The sequence below is a fragment of the Pseudomonas sp. P1.31 genome (assembly GCF_001269815.1).
GTDB lineage: Bacteria > Pseudomonadota > Gammaproteobacteria > Pseudomonadales > Pseudomonadaceae > Aquipseudomonas > Aquipseudomonas rustica.
Genome location: NZ_LHVN01000007.1, coordinates 1 through 17,689, shown reverse-complemented (window position 1 = coordinate 17,689; position 17,689 = coordinate 1). Strand labels below are relative to the sequence as shown.

Sequence of the window (17,689 nt, the reverse complement as noted above, 5' to 3'; positions counted from 1 at the left end):
AACACAAAACACTGTAGGAGCCGAGCTTGCTCGCGAAGAGGCCCGCCCACACACCACAAAAACCGGCTGCCGACATGCACTTCGACCTCACCGACCTGCGCCTCTACCTGCACATCCTCGACACCGGCAATATCACCGCCGGCGCCGCGCGCAGCCATTTATCCCTCGCCGCCGCCAGCGCCAGAATCCGCGCCATGGAAGCCTCGCTCGGCACCGACTTCCTCGAACGCGGTCGCCGTGGCGTCAGCCCGACACCCGCCGGCAAAGCCCTCGCCCACCACGCGCGCATCCTCCTGCAACAAGCCGAGCGTATGCAGCAGGATCTCGCCGACTACGCGCAAGGCGTCAAAGGCCAGGTGCGACTGCTGTGCAACACGACGGCGATCACCGAATACCTGCCGGAAGTGCTCGCCGATTTCCTGCGCAATCACCCCAATCTCGACATCGATTTGCAGGAATTGCCGAGTGCGCGCATTACCCACGCCTTACGCCAAGGCGCAGCGGATCTCGGGATTGTTTCCGACGCCGTAGACACCCGCGACCTACAAACCCAACCCTTTCGCGATGATCCACTGGTACTGATTCTGCCCCTCGATCACCCGTTGTCTGACGTCGACGAGGTCAGTTTCAGCGATGCGTTACACCATGATTTTGTAGGACTCAGCGCCAACAGCGCTTTGGCGATCTACCTCGAAGAACAGGCCCTGCACAGCGGCGCCCGCATGCAGGTGCGTATCCGCGCCGACGGTTTCGACGGCGTGATGCGCATGGTCAGCCATGGCGCCGGGCTCGCCATCGTGCCACTGGCGGCCATCGAACGCGCGGCGCCACGCAGCTTCAAAAGCGTTGCGCTCAACGAACCGTGGGCGCGCCGCACCTTGATGCTCTGCGCCAAGGACTTCACCGCCCTGCCGGGTTACGCCAAAGCCCTGCTGCACGCCTTGACTCTCCCCTAACGGACAGACTTCATCCAAACAGATTCAGCCGCTGGAAAAACTCTGAACGTGCGCGCGTTTCTGAGCAGCTCGATGTCGACCCCAGACAACTGGGCAGCGCCCGGGCGCTATACGGTGCGACTTCAATTCCTTCTGCCCGGAGCTCCCATGACCGCGACCGCCCCTATCACTGTTCTGCGCGACACCCATCCCCTGCCGGTACTCGATGCCTGCAAATGGGAAAAACTCGAGGGCGACCCGCACACCGTCAACCTCAACGCCTACACCAGCGAAGACGGCAGCAAGATCATGGGCACGTGGATCTGCACGCCGGGCAAGTGGCGCGTGGAATACGTGAAGTGGGAATACTGCCATTTCCAGGAAGGCTACTGCGTGATCACCCCGGACGGCATGTCGCCGATTCACTTGCGTGCTCGCGACATCTTTGTGATTGAGCCGGGGATGAAAGGTACGTGGGAAGTGGTTGAGACAGTGCGTAAGTATTTCGTGTTTGCCTGATAAAGCAAAAGATCGCAGCCTTCGGCAGCTCCTACAGAGATACGTTTCCTGTAGGAGCTGCCGCAGGCTGCGATCTTTTTTTGGCACAAAAAAGCCGGGAAATCACCCGACGTGATTTCCCGGCAACACCTACTGCAAATTTTTAAACCCACCCCAATGATCCCTATGGAAATAGAGATCCCTGTGGCGAGGGGATTTAGCGAAACGTCGCACCGCCCCGCTCGGCTGCGCAGCAGTCGCAAAACCTGAGCACTCGGTTTACCTGACACACTGTAGGGGGCTGCTGCGCACCCCATCGGGGATAAATCCCCTCACCACAAAGTCTCACTTGCCACAAAAGTATTGCTGACCCAAGTTACTGCGGTTTCCGGTAACTGTTGATAATCGCCGAGAAGTCTTTTCCGCCATCCCCACGCTGACTCATCGCCTGATACAACTGCTGCGCCACCGCGCCAAGCACCACCGGCTGATGCGCCTGACGCGCCGCTTCCGTCGCCAGGCCCAAATCCTTCAGCATCAATTCCGCACCAAACCCACCGGTGTACCCGCGCGAAGCCGGCGCCGTTTCAACGATCCCCGGCCACGGGTTGTACATCTCCGAACTCCAGCAACGTCCGGTCGAGCTGTTGATGATCCCGGCGAGCACAGATGTATCAATCCCCAACGCATCGCCCAGCGCCATCGCCTCACTGACGCCAACCATCGAAATCGCCAGCAGCAAGTTGTTGCAGATCTTGGCGATCTGCCCGGTGCCGACTTCACCGCAATGCACAATGTTGCGGCCCATCTGCGCCAGCACCGGTTGCAGTGTGGCGAACAGTTCCGGGGTGGCGCCAACCATAAAGGTCAACGTCCCGGCCGTCGCGCCGCCCGTACCGCCAGATACCGGCGCATCCGCCATCGCCACGCCTTGTTTGGCGGCAGCGGCAGCCACATCACGCGCCGTCTGCGGATCAATCGTGCTGCAATCCACCGCCGGCACGCCGTTGCCAATCCCGGCCAAAACGCCGTCCTCACCCAACCAGACACTGCGCACGTGCACAGCGGCCGGCAGCATGGTGATCACCAGTTCAGCATCCTCGGCCGCCTCACGCGCCGAAGCGCGAATGCTGCCGCCGAGTTGTTCCAGTTCCGCCAGCACGGTTTTGTTGAGGTCGACCAGGTTCAGCGAATGGCCAGCCTTGATCAGGTTGCGCGCCATCGGCGCGCCCATGTTGCCCAGCCCGATAAATGCGATTTTCATGGCCGTTCCTCAGCGCAGGTTGATGGTGGTGTTCACGCCGTCGTTGACGCTGTCGTCGTCGAACCAGCGCGCCGTGACCGTTTTGGTCTGCGTGTAGAAATGCACCACTTGCTTGCCGTACGGGCCGAGGTCGCCGAGTTTCGAACCGCGCGAACCGGTGAAGCTGAAGAACGGTACCGGCACTGGAATCGGGATGTTGATGCCGACCTGACCGACGTCGATTTCCGTCTGGAATTTACGTGCCGCTGCGCCGCTCTGGGTGAACAGGCCGGTGCCGTTGCCGAACGGATTGGCGTTGACCAGCGCAATCGCCTGATCAAGGGTATCGACTTCCAGCACCACCAGCACCGGGCCGAAGATTTCCTGGGTGTAGATCTGCATGTCGGTGGTCACGCCCGAGAACAGGGTTGGGCCGACAAAATTGCCTTGCTCGTAACCCGGCACCTTGACGTCGCGCCCGTCAAGTTCCAGCTTGGCGCCTTCCTTGATGCCGCTTTCGATCAGGTCGAGAATTCGTGCCTTGGCTTTTTTCGAGATCACCGGGCCAACGTCGGTGCCCGGCTCGCTGCCAGCGTTGACGGTAAGTTTCTGCGCCAGCGCTTTCAGATCCGGCAACCATTGTTTCGCCGCACCAACCAGCACCACCACCGAAGTGGCCATGCAGCGTTGCCCGGCCGCACCGAAACCGGCGCCGACCAAGGCATTCAGCGCTTGCTCGCGATTGGCGTCGGCCAGCACCACAGCGTGGTTTTTCGCGCCCATCATCGATTGCACGCGTTTGCCGTGCTTACCGGCCAAATCGTAAACGTGAGTGCCAACGGCGGTCGAACCGACGAAGGACACCGCTTTGATGTCCTTGTGCGTGCACAGGCCATCGACCACGTCTTTACCGCCATGCACCACATTCAACACGCCCGCCGGAACGCCCGCCTCGACGGCCAACTCAACCAGCAACATGGTCGACAGCGGATCCTGCTCCGAAGGCTTCAACACAAACGTATTGCCGCAAGCGATGGCCATCGGAAACATCCACAGCGGAATCATCGCCGGGAAGTTGAACGGCGTGATGCCGGCGCAAACGCCGATTGGCTGGCGCAAGGTGTAGGTATCAACACCGCCCGCAACGTTTTCAGCGAATTCGCCCATTTGCAGAGTGCCGATCGAGCAAGCGTGCTCGACCACTTCCAGGCCACGGAAAATATCGCCCTCGGCGTCGGCAATGGTTTTGCCCTGCTCGGCGCTGAGCACCACGGCGATGCGTTTGGAGTGTTCGCGGATCAGCGCTTGCAGCTTGAGCATGATGCGCATCCGCGCGCCGATCGGAGTCAGTTTCCAGGTCTGGAAGGCACGCTGTGCGGCGCTGACGGCGGCATCGACTTCAGCGGCGGTGGCGAACGGTACTTTGGCCAGCACTTGCTGGGTGGCCGGGTTGACGATGTCGTGCCATTCGGTGGTCTGCGACTCGACCCATTCGCCGTCGATCAGCAGCTTGACCTTCTGCAGCGTGGTTTCGTTGGGCGTAAGCGATGCGTTCATGCTGGTCTCCGAAACTTGTTTTTATCGTAGGAGCCAAGGCGAAAGGTTCGCCTTGAGATGAGGCGTGTGTCACGAATTGGTTGTCGGACTGTTTTTGGAGTATAGATGTGCAAACTTCTAATAAGAACGCACATAAAAGCCCGTCCATCATGCAAAAAAACATCACATCTCTAGGTTCGCTGAACTGGGATGACCTCAAGTTTTTCCTCGAAGTCGCCCGCACCCGCAAGGCCAGCACCGCCGCCAAACGGCTCGCCGTCGACTACACCACGGTGTCGCGACGGATCAGTTCGCTGGAAGCGGCGCTCGGCACGCTGCTGTTTGAAAAGTCGCGCACCAGCGGTTTCGTCCTGACCGCTGAAGGCCAGCGTTTGCTGGGTTATGCCGAGTCGATTGAAAGCACGTTGCACATGGCTTGCGAGCAGGTCTCCGGCTCCGGCGTCGCCTTGTCCGGCCACGTGCGCATGGGCTGCACCGAAGGCTTCGGCAGTTTTTTCATCACCCCGCAACTGAGCCATTTCGTCGACGCCTACCCGGCGATCTCGGTGGACATCCTGCCGCTACCGCACTTCATCAGCCTGTCCAAGCGCGAGGCCGACATCGTCATCGCCCTCGAACGCCCGGAGCACGGCCCGTACGTCTGCTGCAAACTCTGCGACTATCGCTTGCAGCTCTACGCAACCCAGGACTATCTCGACAAACACCCACCGATCCGCCGCCCGGCAGATTTGGGCAAGCATCAATTCATCAGTTATGTGGACGATCTGGCGTTCAGCTCGGAGCTTTTGTACCTGGCCAACGTGCTGCCCGGTGCCCACGCAAATTTGCGCAGCACCAGCGTGATCGCGCAATTCGTCGCAGCGCAGCAGGGCCGCTCACTGGCGATTCTGCCGTGCTTCCTCGCCGCGCAGGATCCGCGCTTGCTGCCGGTGCTGCCGGAGGAAATCAACATCACCCGGCAGTTCTGGATGTACTGCCGGGAGGATCTGCGGAAGTTGAAGCGGATCACCCTGTTGTGGGATTACATCCGCGAGGTGACTGAACAGAATCAGGGTCTGTTGATGGGCGAGACCCGCGAGATGCAGTTCGCCGATTAGTCGGCGCTGACCACGATCGCCACCCGGCGGTTTTCCGTGCGGCCGGCGGCGGTGCTGTTGGAAGCTACCGGGTCTTTGCTGCCCAGGCCTTGCAGTTGGATGTTCTCTTGCTTCATGCCGACAGTGCTGAGCACGGCGGCCACACTTTTCGCGCGGCGCAGCGACAGTTGCTGGTTGTAGGTTTCTTTGCCCGATGCATCGGTGTGGCCATCGACCCGCACGCGCTCAATGCCGACACCGAGCAAGGCTTTGCCGATGCGCTCGACGATTTCGGTGCTTTGATTGTTCAGGCTTTCGACGTCGCTGCCAAATAGCACTTTGCCGGACAGGCCAAATTCCCAGCCCTCATCGGTCAGCTCGAAACCTTGTTGTTTGAGCACGGCGACTTGCGCCGGGGTCAGGCCTTTTTGCGGCGCGGTCTGGCAACCGGTCAGGGCCAGCACGGCCATCAACAGCACAGCGGAGAACAATCGAAATGGAAGTTTGAACACGGGAATCAGCTCCTGGTTTGAACGGGATCGACCGGGTGCTCCGACCCGGCCGTGAATTGCGCGCCACGGGAGAGGCGCTTGGCTTGATACATCGCCGCGTCGGCAGCGTTGAGCAGGGCGCCGGGGGTGGCGCCATGATCAGGGAAAACCGCGATGCCGATACTGAGCGACGTCACGACACTGGTGTCGCCGGGCAACGCGATGGGCGTGTCCATGCTGGCAAGAATTTTGTCGGCAATGCGTTCGGCATCTTCGATCTTGTGCAACGGCGTGAGCAGCACGGCGAACTCGTCACCGCCCAATCGCGCGACCAGATCTTCTTCACGCAACTGTGCGCGGACACGATTGGCAATCGCCACCAGCACTGCGTCGCCGGCGGCATGGCCGAAATTGTCATTGATGCCTTTGAAACGGTCGCTGTCGAGAAACAGCACCGCCACGCGCTCGTTGAGCTTGCTGGCGTTACGCAGGGCACGCATCAAGCGGCCTTCAAAAAAGGCGCGGTTCGGCAGACCGGTAAGGCTGTCGTGACTGGCCTGGTGCGCGAGGGTTTCGTTTTCGCTTTGCAGGTTGCTCTGCCAGGATTCGAGTTCGTCGAGCAAGGCATTGAAGTCGTTGCCGAGGTTGTCCAGTTCGGCGATTTGCGCCGGTGGCACGCGGCGATCCAGCGCCCGTTCGCTGCGTGCGGCGTGGGCCACGGTGGCGAGGCTGCGCAGCGGGCCGATGATTTCACGCAGTTGCCGACGCGCCAGATAGATCGCCACAAAAGCGCTGATCGCGGTGCAAAGAATGATCCCCGCCAGACCGCTCAGCAGAAAGCGCATCAGGCTGCCGCCGTGTCCGGTGAGCAGGATGCGGCCGATTTCATGCTCTTGATGCACGATCGGCAGGCTGATCGGTTTTTCCAGAAGGGCGCGGGTGATCTGCATTTCCAGATCGGAGAACAGGCCGTTTTCCGCGCGATGCCAGCGCGCCAGCAATTTTCCCTGAGCGTCCAGTACTTGCGCGTCGGCGACTTCTTCGGTCGAGGCGATCATTTCCAGCGCTTCCGTCGCCGCCGCTTTGTCGTTGAACACCACCGCGGCTTCGACGGTGTAGCTGATCGAACGGGCGATCAGATGCAGATTGTGGTCGGCATAAACCCGCAGCGCCAAAACACCGAGCAGCGTCAGCGAGACACTGGCCATCGCTACCGCCAGCAATGCCACGGTTAAATGTCCACGGCCCAGTACCGAGCCCAACGTGGGGCGCTTATTCGATCTGAACAATTTCATGGGGCCGCCGATTTACGGCGCGACAACTGCAGCACGCTCGGGTGAATGCGCACGCCACTGCGGGCAACGGAATCGAGATTGACTTCAAAGGACACCTGCTCGTCACCGACGCGCAGGCAGAACAGACTGCCGACCGTGCATTGGTCGTCGGCTTCGCTGATGCTAAGCACCGGGTGTCCGATCAATGCGGCGAACAGGCGACTGCGCTCATCGGCGGTGAGCTTGCCGATGTACACGGCATTGCATTCGCTGACGATGGCCGGGTTATCGGCCAGCAAGCGGCGCACGACAACCGGTCGGCCGGTGGCTTGAGTGGTGCCTTTGACCAGGTCGTCGGTGTATTCGGTGGGGCCGACGATGCACAGACGCAATTGCGCAGGCTCTACCGGCCAGCGAGCATAACTGAGGATGCCCAGCACGACTTGGGTGACAGATTTGGCGCGTTGTTCGGCCATGCCCGTCGGCGCTTGCGGTTGTGCGACGGCCACGCTCGTCAACAACCAGAGCAGGCCGACAAGCAGCGCGTGCTTGCAGCCAACCACGTGCTCTGCCGCCCAGACAGACACCTTCATGCAGGGATTCTCTTGGATCTTACCGAAATGATGCCGCAACGATAGCACAGCGGCGAATGGCCAGCGAGGCAGCGGCCTCTGACTGGTCGGTCAGAAACCGCTGGCCATCATCGCGGTTATCATTCAGGAGACTGGGCGCCCTCCTCCAGTTCCAGCATCAGTCCGCTGAGGCGTTTGACCTTGCGTTGTACAGCCTCTTCGAACACCCCGGCACGCGGTTCGATCAGGGTGAACCAGTGCTTGGCTCGGGTGATCCCCGTGTAGATCAACTCCTTGGTCAGCACCGGATTCAGGGCATCCGGCAAGATCAACGCGGTGTGGGCGAACTCAGAGCCCTGAGATTTGTGTACGGTCATGGCGTACACGGTTTCCACATCGTTTAGCCGACTCGGCAGGACGAAACGCACGCCGCCCTGACCGTCATTGCGCGGAAACGCCACGCGCAACACCGGTTTGCCGGCGTCGGGCCCTTCACGTTCCGGCAGTTTGAGGGCGATGCCGATGTCGCCGTTCATCAAGCCCAGGCCGTAGTCGTTGCGCGTCATCAACACCGGCCGGCCTTCGTACCATTGCTGGTCGTGCTCGATCAGCCGGGCCTTGAGCAACGCGGCGGTGATGCGCTGGTTCAAACCTTCAACGCCCCACGGGCCCTTGCGTACCGCGCACAACAACTGGAAGGTGTCGAACGCCTGCAAGACGTCGCGGGCCCAGAGAATCCAGTCCGGATGTTCCAGCGGTTTGCCAGATGCAGGGCGTTGATTGCGCAGCACGCTCAGGTAATGCCGATACCCCTGCGGGCCCTCGCCATGACCGTCGAGCAGCAGCCGCTCGAGTTTGTGATCGTGCTCGCCCTTGAGCGGCAGCGAAAACACATCGTCATAGTGCCCCGCCGCGAGCAATTGCCGCGCCTCTTCCGGAAGCTGCTGATTGACCCGACGCGCCAGTTGACCGATGCCGCTGCCTTCACCGAAACGCCGCGAGTGACGCAACATCACCACCTGCTGAGCCAACGGATGCGAGCCGTCGAGATCTTCGTGCAGACCACTGTCCTGCAACGACTCACCGCTGACCGACTCCAGCCATTGGCGGGTTTGCCGGTTGTACCAGCCGCCCTCGGCATCGCGGCACAGATCACCCAGCACCGCACCTGCCTCCACGGACGCCAACTGATCCTTGTCGCCGAGCAACACCAGTCGCGCATGGGCCGGCAAGGCGTCGAGCAGATTGGCCATCATTTCCAGGTCGATCATCGAGGCTTCGTCGACCACCAGCACATCCAGCGGTAGACGATTACCGGCGTGATGGCGGAAATGTCGGGTGCCCGGACGACTGCCGAGCAAACGGTGCACGGTAGTCACGTCGCAAGGGATTTTCGCCCGCACGTCTTCGCTGACTTTCAGCGATTGCACTTGCTGGCTGATCGACTCGGTCAAGCGTGCGGCGGCTTTACCGGTGGGCGCTGCCAGGCGAATGCGCAACGGATGGCCGGCCTCCACCGCCGGCGCCTGCAGCAACGCCAACAAACGCACGACGGTGGTGGTTTTGCCGGTACCGGGGCCACCGGTGACGATGCTGAAGGCACCGCGCGTGGCGAGCGCACAAGCAAGTTTTTGCCAGTCGATGACCTCGCCGGACTTGGCTGAACCGAACAGCTCATTGAGGCGCTGCGGCAGATCGGCCGGCGTCGCTTCGGATTGGGCGAGGCGCTGGCGCAACGCGGAATCGATACGCCGCTCGTAAGCCCAGTAGCGCCGCAAGTACAGACGTTTCGAGGACAACACCAGCGGGCGTTGCTGAGCTTCTTCACTGGTATCGGCAGCCAGGGCGACCAGAGCGCTGCCCGCCAGAGCCTTGCACCAATGAGCACCGTCGAGCGCCTCAAGCAATTGCGAAGGCAGCAACAAGACGCCACCCTGCACATCGCCTTCGGGCGGCAATGACAGCGCAAAGTCCGGCGCCTTGAGGGTTTCGAACAGATCCAGACAAACGTGACCATGGCCGAGTTGATGGCTGGTCAGCGCCGCCGCGAGCAACACCAGCGGATCGGTGTCCGGTTCGAGCTCATGCAGAAACGCGACGAATGCCTTGTCCAGTGCACGCAGCCAGCCGCGCTCGACCCAGCGGGTAAGCAAGAGCAACAAGTCTTCGGCACGGGTCAGCGGCGAAAGTTTCGACAGGCTGTCGGCGGCCAAAGGCGTCGGCAGCAGATCGGCGAAGGTGCGGCTCATAGCAAGACTCCCTGTTCCCACGCGGGTTCGGCCTTGGGCTCGGGTTTGCCCTGAAACAGCCGATCCAGACGTTCGATCAATTCACGGGGTGGCCGGGCGAAGTACACCCCGCGACTGTCTGCGCGGGTGCCACGCAGGAAAAGATAAAGCGCACCACCGACATGCCGGTCGTAGTCATAGTCGGGCAACCGCGCCTTGAGCTGACGGTGCAAGGCCAACAGGTACAAGACGTATTGCAGGTCGTAACGGTTGTCGAGAATCGACTGCTCCATGGCTTGCTCGGTGTAGGCGAAATCATCGACGCCCAGCCAGTTGGATTTGTAGTCGGCCACGTAGTAACGGCCATCGTGTTCGAAGGTCAGGTCGATAAAGCCCTTGAACATGCCGTTGAGTTGCACCGGTTCGGCAGCCACCCGCGCCACGCCGTTGTGGGTGTGCTGACGTACCAGCTCATCAAGTTTGAGCACATCGACTTTATGGCTGGCGAACCAGAATTCCATCTCGACGCGATACTGCGTTAACTGCTCAAGCACCACCGGCGGTTGCCCGGCGCCGATCGGCAGCGGCGATTTGAGGAGGTGTTGCAACCAGTCGCTCAACGTGGTGATCCAGCCTTCCCAGCCGCGCAGATTGCAACGCCGGCCGATCGTGTCTTCCACGGCTTTGGGCGTGACGGCGAAACCGTCATCCCCTGCCCACTCGAGCAAACCGTGAAGGAATGTCCCGGGGTTGGGGCCACGCGGGAAGCGATGGATATCAGCGCCGCCGGCGATGATTTCGCGTGGTGCATCCGGATCGAGGCGTTCGTCATCGAAGAGTTTTTGCGCTTGCGGACTGTCCGGCGCCTCATCGCTGCCGACGCTCAAAACGTCGCTGATGCGCAGCGCACTGTACGAGGCGATCCACCAGTTCTCGCTGGCCTTGCGCTTGGGCACAAGCGTGGCGCTGAGAACCGCTTCGTTGCGCGCAGGTTCGTAATGTTCGGCGCTGGCCGGCGGCATTTCACCGACGCTGATCGCCGGGCAATCCTGCTGCAAATCTCGTAGCCAGATATTCAAACCGCTGGACTCACCCAACGACGCACCACCGCCCAATAAATAGCCCAGCGCTGAAAGGTGCAGCACCGAACTGTTGTTATTGCCGCGTTTGAGATCGGTCACGCCCAACCAGCAGGCATGTTGCGCACGCGTCAGCGCTACGTAGAGCAAACGCAGGTCTTCAGCCAGACGCTCGTCATCGGCCAACGCAATCAGCTCAGGCGTCGGTTTCAGACTCAATTGCGCGTTGCCCGAGGCGTCGTGGTAATGCAGCGGCAGGCGGCTACCGTCGACCGGTTTGGCCGAGCAGATGAACGGCAGGAACACCAACGGATATTCCAGGCCTTTCGATTTGTGGATGGTCACCACTTTGACCAATTGCTCATCACTTTCGAGGCGCAGAATCTGTTCTTCGCCGGCCTGCCCGGACAAGGCCAGCAGCTCGGCCAGATGCCGGATCAGCGCTTGTTCGCCGTCGAGTTCAGCAGCGGCTTGCTGCATCAATTCGGACAAATGCAGCAGGTTGGTCAGCACGCGCTCGCCATCACTGCGGGCAATCAATGTCTGCGGCAAATGGAAGTCATGCAGCAGACGTCGCAGCATCGGCAGCACGCCCTGTTTGCGCCACAACTCGCGATAGCCACGGAACTGCATGACGCGGGATTCCCACACCAGTTCGTCCTGATTCAAACGCTCCAGTTCGGCCAGCGGCAGGTTCAGCGTGATGCAGGCCAGCGCGGCTTTCAGAGAACGTTCAACGTCAGGCTCGGCACAGGCCTTGAGCCAGGACAGCAAGTCTCGGGCTTCCTGCGCAGCAAACACGGAATCCTTGTCTGACAGATAAACGCTGCGCACGCCACGGGCGGCCAATTCACCACGAACGGCCTGCGCCTCTTTACCGTCACGAACCAGAATCGCGATGTCTGAAGGTCGCAGGCCTTTGAAGTCTTTGCCGTCCTGCACAAATCCGGCCTGACCGGTTTGCCCGCCATTGAGCAACGCGGTGATTTCACTGGCGCAGGCGGCAGCCAACTGTTGGCGATACACCGCGCCGGACAACGGCTGATCGCTGGACAACTGCCAGACGTTCAGCGCCGCGACTTCCTGCCCGGCAATCTGCAGATGCTCCTTGCGGCCTTGCGAGTCGACGGGTTGAAACGGTACCGGGTTCTCGCCACTTTTCTCGCGGAACAAAAACGCGCCGCGTCCCAGCTCGCGGGACTCGGCGCGTTCGAATACGTGATTGACCGCTGTCACCATGCCGTGACTGGAGCGGAAGTTGGTGCCCAGGGTATGCAAGCGGCCGATCGTAGCCTTGCGCGCGCGCAGATAGGTATAGATGTCCGCACCACGGAAGGCGTAGATCGCCTGCTTGGGATCGCCGATCAGAAACAGCCCGGTGTCAGGACTGTTTTCTTCTATGCGGTAAATGCTTTCGAAGATCCGGTACTGCACTGGATCGGTGTCTTGGAATTCGTCGATCAGCGCTACCGGGAACTGCTCGCGAATCAGTGTCGCGAGACGCTCGCCACCTTCTGATTGCAGCGCGGCATCGAGGCGCAGCAGCATGTCGTCGAAGCCCATTTCGGCGCGGCGACGCTTCTCTTCTTCAAAGCGCGCGCCCACCCATTTCGCGGCGTGCTGCAGGACGGCGGCGTCTGGCGTGGGCAAGCCATCCAGACTCGACTTGAGTGCGGGCATGGCATCCAGCCCCGGATGACTCGGTGCCTGACCTTTCCACGCTTCGGCCATGCCGTCGGGGGTGAGTCGGGTGAAGCCGGTGCCGATATCCAGTTGCTCCATGGATTCATCTTCGGCCCAGCTTTTGAGCTTCTCGAACCAAGGTTCAAAGTAGCGCGCCTGCATCTTGCGACCGTCGACGGTTTTGCTGGCAACGCCTTGATGACAAATGGCGAGCAACTCATCGGCCCACTGCCGCCAAGGCATTTTCAGCTCGACCAATGCTGCGCGACGCTCCAGCAAGCATTCCTCGATCAGCTCGGCGGGGGCTTTGCCTTCGTCGCTGTCGCGCTCGCTGGCGAACAATCCACGGACACGCGGCAACAGCGCTGCCGGCCCACCCCAATTGTTGCGAACCCAGTTCAGCGCATCGCCCTGCATCGGGTAGCAGAACAGCCGCCAGTAATCGCGCAGCACTTCACCGAGCAAATCGCTGTGATCGGTTTCCAGCGATTGAGTAAACAGGCTGCCGCTGTCGAATGCGTGCTCGCGCAGCATGCGCTGGCACCAACTGTGAATCGTCGAAACGGCGGCTTCATCCATCCACTGTGCGGCGATGTCGAGACGATTGGCGCAGCCGGGCCATTGCTGTGGCTCGAACTGTTCTCGCAGTTCGGCGATAAGCGCGTCAGGCGCCGGCGTCTCGTCGCGGAAGAATCGCGCAGCTTCGGCCAGACGCGTGCGGATCCGCTCGCGCAGTTCTTTGGTCGCTGCGTCCGTGAAGGTCACCACGAGAATTTGTGGTGGCAGCAGGTCGCGACCGAAGCCATTGGTGTCGCCGCCGTGACCAAGGATCAGCCGCAGATAGAGTGCAGAAATGGTGAACGTCTTGCCGGTGCCGGCGCTGGCTTCGATCAGTTGGCTGCCGTGCAGCGGGAAGGCCAGTGCCAGTGGAGTTTTACTGCTCATGCGCGCGCTCCTTCACTGGACAACGAACGCCAAGGCGCTTCCAGCAGTGGCCGATAGAGCGCGTCGCACCAACCAGAGAACGTCTCATCGGCGAGCAAGGCATCGAAGTCGGCAAACTGTCGAGACAAGGCCGGGCTTTCGCGGCGCTCACCTTCGCTGGTCTGGCCGTCACCTTCGTACGCTTTGCGCGCGGCGGCTTCTGCCTTGAGTGGGTCGATCTGGGACAGCCAGGCGAACGCAGTTTTTACTGCAATCGGCAGTGGTTGGCGCATGCCGGTCTGCCAGGCGAGCAGCAGATCGCTGAGGATGCGAACCGCGCGGTCTTTTTCCATGGGCTCCAACAGCAGTGAATCGTCACTGGCCACCAGCGCTGTGGTTAACGAAAGCCCGCTGGCACAGGCCACCAGATGGTTGACCCACGGTTTGGTCAGCCGATGCCATTTGCGGCTTTTGATCGAGCCGATACTGTTGGGAATGGTTGTGACCGACAACAGGCCACCATCGGCGCGCTCATGCAAACCTGAGAGCCAGCCTTCAAGGCGCAAGCCCTGCAATTCAAGGCTGATCGGAATTGCGCTGGTCAGCGGGGTCGGCCACAACGTCAGCAGTTGTTGATAGCGCTGCAGCAAGTCCGGCAGCGGCTCGATCAGCTCGCGCTGCAGGCATTCGCCAAAACCGGCCATTGGCAACAACCCACTGTTTTGCAGGCGACGGGCCTGAGATTCGAGGGCCTGATCGATATTGTCCGGCTGCCTCATTGCGGCTTCGAGCAGACTGTCGCTGAGCGTGTAGCGCTGCAACGCGTCGAGCACGAATGGCTCTTCGTCCGCGAGCGGCGCCTCGGCGGCTTCGAAATAGACCTTGAGGCGCTGGGTGAAAAAGTGTCGAACCGGGTTGCGCAGGAAGTCCTGTAACAGTGCGAGGGTCAACGGTTCCTCTTGGACATAGGGCGCAAGCAGTTCCACAGCGGTTTGAGATCCGTGCTGTTGGTGCAGCACCTGCCATTCGCTGGCATAGCTGAAGAGCTGATCGCCCTCATGAAAATAGCGCACACTGAACGGTTGCAACGGATGCTCCTCGGTCATGGCGCTCAAAATATCCTGGGTCTCGTCGAGCAATCGCCAGCCGCTGGCGAGGTGATCGCGTAACTGGCCGATCAGCACCGAAGCAGGCCGCTCGCTGTTGTCGCGAATGCTGCGGCCGACCCAACTGATGTAGAGCTGATTGCGCGCGGACAGCAATGCTTCGAGCAACAGATAACGGTCATCCTCACGCCGCGAACGGTCGCCGGGACGGTAATCGCTGCCCATCAAATCGAAGTCGAGCGGCGGTTGTGCACGCGGATAATCGCCATCGTTCATCCCCAGCAGGCAGACCAGTTTGAACGGGATCGCACGCATGGGCATCAGCGTGCAAAAGTTCACCGCGCCGGCGAGGAAACGCTGCGATAAACGCCCCTGATCCAGACCGGCGAGCCAGGCTTCACGGACGACAGTCAGCGGTAACTGATCGTCAAGACCGACGGCCTCGCAAGTCTCCAGCCAGGTTTCGCGAAGCTCTTCGAGTTGGGTGAGCAAATAGTCGTCATGCTCGTTGCTGGCTTTGAAGAACAATTGCATCAGCGCCTGCAACCGGTAGCCCCACTCTTTGGGTTGAGCCGGTTGCATCAATTCCTGATGAGCGAGTTCCAAGGCATCGAGCAGTGCCACCAGTGGCCCGATCAACGCGGCGTCCAGTCCGCCGATTTCATCGTAGGGTTCGATACCGGCGCAGGCATTCGCACTGCCGACGGCGTAACCCAGCAGCATCCGGCGCAGGCCGAAGTGCCAGCTGTTCTGCTCCAGCTCATCCGGCAAACCGAGGCCGGCACGTTGTTCGGCGCTCATGCCCCAACGCACACCGGCGCCTTCGATCCAGCGATGCAGCGTCGGCAGGTCGCGTTCTTCCACACCGAAACGAGCGCGCAGTGCAGGAACGTCGAGCAGGTCGAGGATTTCGCTGACGGGGAAGCGGCTGTCTGGCAGCTTTAGCAGATGCTCGACTGCAATCAGCAAGGGGTCACGGCCGCGTTGGCCCTGATCCGCCAAGGTGAATGGAATGAATCGCGGATCATGGCGATCAAGCTGGCCGAATACGGCGCGGATGTGCGGCGCGTAGCTGTCGATGTCCGGCACCATCACGATTACATCACGGGGACGCAGATCGGGATTGGCACTGAAGCGTGCGAGGAGTTGGTCGTGAAGGATTTCCACTTCACGCTGGGCGCTGTGAGCAATGTGAAAACGGATCGATTGGTCGTGTTTCAAATCGACGGCCGGCCAAAGCTCGCGTGTCTCGTTGAGCGGGCGCAGTTCAAGGATGTCGTTCTGCAGCTGATTGAGCAGGTTCTCGGGTTGAGTGTCGCTGAACAGATCGATGCGACCATCCCGGAAAGCCGCGCGATAACTGTTGGGATCGTCGTAGCTGTCGAGCAGGTTGATGTAGTCGCGGCCCTGCTTGCCCCATGCAGCCAGCAGCGGATGGGCGTGTTGGTGCAAAGCGTCCGGATCGAGTACGACGGGCATACCGCTCTTGCGTGCCTGGCGTTTGTACTGGTGTCGCAGCAGATCCTTATCGGCAACGATATCGGCCCAATGGTGGCGACATGGATTGTGCACACAAAGCAGAACCTGACTGAAACGTGCAAGCCCGGCCAAAGCTTCGAGCGCTTGAGCGGGCAACGAAGAAATCCCGAAAACGATCACTCGCGAGGGCAGGCCGACGGGTGCCTCTGTGAGGGTGTTGATGCGCTCGATAAATCGTTGATGAACACCGGCGCGACTTTGCGCCATGCCTTGTTCACCGACATCCTCCAGCAGCGCACGCCACAGTTCAGCCTGCCAGCAGCTCGCGGGTGCCAGTGGCTTTACTTCACCACGTACATTCCGGATTTGGTGCAGCCCTTCGGCCCAATCTTCGAGCCAGTCGGCCCGATAGACCTGGTACTGGTCGAAGAGATCCGCCAGTCGCTCGGACAACTGGTAACGCTTACGCAAGTCAGTGTCGTGAGTGAGGAAGCGTTGCAGCGGCTCGAAATGCGGGCGATCGATCACTTGAGGTAGCAAGCGCATCAGGCGCCAGGTCAGCGGGGCTTTATCGAGCAGGGATTTCGGTGGGATTTCATCACGGCCCAACACCATCCGGTACAGCTGCCACATGAAGCTGCCGGGCAGTTGCACATCGATAGCAGCGGCAATACCGCAGCCACCGAGGTCATCTTCTTCAGGGTCTTCAGCCAAGGCCAATTTGAGCCACTGGGCGATGCCGTTGCTTTGTACGAGGGCAATTTCGTTTTCCAAGGGCGCCAGTGGATAGCGCCGCATTATGCTGATCACCAAGCTGCGCAGTTCGTCCAGGCTATTGCTTTGAACCACCATGAATGCAGCGTTGAGGGACTGGGCGCCCGGCATAAAGGATTCCTTGGAAAAGTGCGAAAGCCAGGGCAGAACCTTAGCATTGTCAGCAGGTTGTGACAGCCGGACGACGCCGTTGAATGCTGTAGGAACTTTCCTGCGGGCAAAACAAAACCCCAACTGCTTTCGCAATTGGGGTTTCGGAATTTAATCTTGACGATGACCTACTCTCACATGGGGAAACCCCACACTACCATCGGCGATGCATCGTTTCACTGCTGAGTTCGGGATGGGATCAGGTGGTTCCAACGCTCTATGGTCGTCAAGAAATTCGGGTACTGAGTCGTGGCCAGATGGCCTCGCTTCAGCAAATTGGGTATGTGACAGCTTTCGGTGTTTGTGAACATCGAACTTTCGGTTCGTTTCGTCTTCACACACCGCAATCTGGTGCTCTTTCGCTTTTCAGCTTCGAAGCAAGCAAATTGCTTGGGTGTTATATGGTCAAGCCTCACGGGCAATTAGTATTGGTTAGCTCAACGCCTCACAGCGCTTACACACCCAACCTATCAACGTCGTAGTCTTCGACGGCCCTTCAGGGAACTCAAGGTTCCAGTGAGATCTCATCTTGAGGCTAGTTTCCCGCTTAGATGCTTTCAGCGGTTATCTATTCCGAACATAGCTACCCGGCAATGCCACTGGCGTGACAACCGGAACAC

11 protein-coding genes and 2 rRNA genes are annotated in these 17,689 nt (G+C 60.4%); 3 read left to right on the top strand and 10 right to left on the bottom strand.

The genetic code is table 11. The features are described from left to right. Positions 1-74: 74 nt before the first annotated feature. Both AD669_RS03415 and AD669_RS03410 read left to right on the top strand, forming a co-directional pair. Positions 75-956 (top strand): LysR family transcriptional regulator, encoded by an 882-nt coding sequence (locus tag AD669_RS03415; protein ID WP_053116976.1) that lies wholly within the window; start codon positions 75-77, stop codon positions 954-956. Positions 957-1,103: 147 nt separating this feature from the next. After that, positions 1,104-1,454: a cupin domain-containing protein gene (locus AD669_RS03410; RefSeq protein ID WP_053116975.1), complete on the top strand. Its 351-nt coding sequence runs from the start codon at positions 1,104-1,106 to the stop codon at positions 1,452-1,454. A 355-nt stretch (positions 1,455-1,809) separates the two neighbouring features. Here the strand turns inward: AD669_RS03410 and mmsB are convergent, their stop codons facing one another. Both mmsB and AD669_RS03400 read right to left on the bottom strand, forming a co-directional pair. Further along, positions 1,810-2,697, bottom strand: coding sequence for a 3-hydroxyisobutyrate dehydrogenase (mmsB, locus tag AD669_RS03405; RefSeq protein WP_053116974.1), 888 nt, complete (start codon positions 2,695-2,697; stop codon positions 1,810-1,812). 9 nt (positions 2,698-2,706) lie between these two features. Continuing rightward, a complete protein-coding gene (locus AD669_RS03400; RefSeq protein WP_053116973.1) occupies positions 2,707-4,233 on the bottom strand; it encodes a CoA-acylating methylmalonate-semialdehyde dehydrogenase in 1,527 nt (508 codons plus the stop codon). Positions 4,234-4,382: 149 nt separating this feature from the next. Between AD669_RS03400 and AD669_RS03395 the strand changes: the two genes are divergently transcribed. Further along, entirely contained in the window at positions 4,383-5,330 is a 948-nt protein-coding gene (locus tag AD669_RS03395; RefSeq protein WP_053116972.1) for a LysR family transcriptional regulator, read from the top strand. Here the strand turns inward: AD669_RS03395 and AD669_RS03390 are convergent. From AD669_RS03390 to AD669_RS03355, 8 genes are all read right to left on the bottom strand, one after another. Next, positions 5,327-5,779 (bottom strand): OmpA family protein, encoded by a 453-nt coding sequence (locus AD669_RS03390; RefSeq protein ID WP_172680078.1) that lies wholly within the window; start codon positions 5,777-5,779, stop codon positions 5,327-5,329. The two genes, AD669_RS03395 and AD669_RS03390, sit on opposite strands and share 4 nt — an antisense overlap. Positions 5,780-5,826: 47 nt before the next feature. Further along, positions 5,827-7,095 (bottom strand): diguanylate cyclase domain-containing protein, encoded by a 1,269-nt coding sequence (locus AD669_RS03385; protein WP_053116970.1) that lies wholly within the window; start codon positions 7,093-7,095, stop codon positions 5,827-5,829. Next, complete coding sequence (locus AD669_RS03380) at positions 7,092-7,667, bottom strand: YfiR family protein (protein ID WP_053116969.1); 576 nt, start codon at positions 7,665-7,667, stop codon at positions 7,092-7,094. Before AD669_RS03380 ends, AD669_RS03385 begins: the two co-directional genes overlap by 4 nt. 119 nt (positions 7,668-7,786) lie before the next feature. Continuing rightward, on the bottom strand, positions 7,787-9,895 hold the full coding sequence (gene recD, locus AD669_RS03375; RefSeq protein ID WP_053116968.1) for an exodeoxyribonuclease V subunit alpha: 2,109 nt from the start codon (positions 9,893-9,895) through the stop codon (positions 7,787-7,789). Continuing rightward, positions 9,892-13,581, bottom strand: coding sequence for an exodeoxyribonuclease V subunit beta (gene recB / locus AD669_RS03370; protein WP_053116967.1), 3,690 nt, complete (start codon positions 13,579-13,581; stop codon positions 9,892-9,894). Before recB ends, recD begins: the two co-directional genes overlap by 4 nt. Further along, a complete protein-coding gene (recC, locus tag AD669_RS03365) occupies positions 13,578-17,030 on the bottom strand; it encodes an exodeoxyribonuclease V subunit gamma (protein WP_053116966.1) in 3,453 nt (1,150 codons plus the stop codon). The genes recB and recC overlap by 4 nt, the downstream gene beginning before the upstream one ends. Before the next feature lie 154 nt (positions 17,031-17,184). Further along, positions 17,185-17,300: ribosomal RNA gene (gene rrf / locus AD669_RS03360) — 5S ribosomal RNA — on the bottom strand. Positions 17,301-17,470: 170 nt separating this feature from the next. Continuing rightward, positions 17,471-17,689: ribosomal RNA gene (locus AD669_RS03355) — 23S ribosomal RNA — on the bottom strand; the annotation flags it as partial.

Coding starts and splice junctions, on each gene's coding strand:
- AD669_RS03380 (WP_053116969.1), bottom strand. CDS start 7,667: ATGAAGGTGTCTGTCTGGGCGGCAGAGCACGTGGTTGGCTGCAAGCAC.
- AD669_RS03395 (WP_053116972.1), top strand. CDS start 4,383: ATGCAAAAAAACATCACATCTCTAGGTTCGCTGAACTGGGATGACCTC.
- recC (WP_053116966.1), bottom strand. CDS start 17,030: ATGCCGGGCGCCCAGTCCCTCAACGCTGCATTCATGGTGGTTCAAAGC.
- AD669_RS03400 (WP_053116973.1), bottom strand. CDS start 4,233: ATGAACGCATCGCTTACGCCCAACGAAACCACGCTGCAGAAGGTCAAG.
- mmsB (WP_053116974.1), bottom strand. CDS start 2,697: ATGAAAATCGCATTTATCGGGCTGGGCAACATGGGCGCGCCGATGGCG.
- recB (WP_053116967.1), bottom strand. CDS start 13,581: ATGAGCAGTAAAACTCCACTGGCACTGGCCTTCCCGCTGCACGGCAGC.
- AD669_RS03410 (WP_053116975.1), top strand. CDS start 1,104: ATGACCGCGACCGCCCCTATCACTGTTCTGCGCGACACCCATCCCCTG.
- AD669_RS03385 (WP_053116970.1), bottom strand. CDS start 7,095: ATGAAATTGTTCAGATCGAATAAGCGCCCCACGTTGGGCTCGGTACTG.
- AD669_RS03415 (WP_053116976.1), top strand. CDS start 75: ATGCACTTCGACCTCACCGACCTGCGCCTCTACCTGCACATCCTCGAC.
- AD669_RS03390 (WP_172680078.1), bottom strand. CDS start 5,779: ATGGCCGTGCTGGCCCTGACCGGTTGCCAGACCGCGCCGCAAAAAGGC.
- recD (WP_053116968.1), bottom strand. CDS start 9,895: ATGAGCCGCACCTTCGCCGATCTGCTGCCGACGCCTTTGGCCGCCGAC.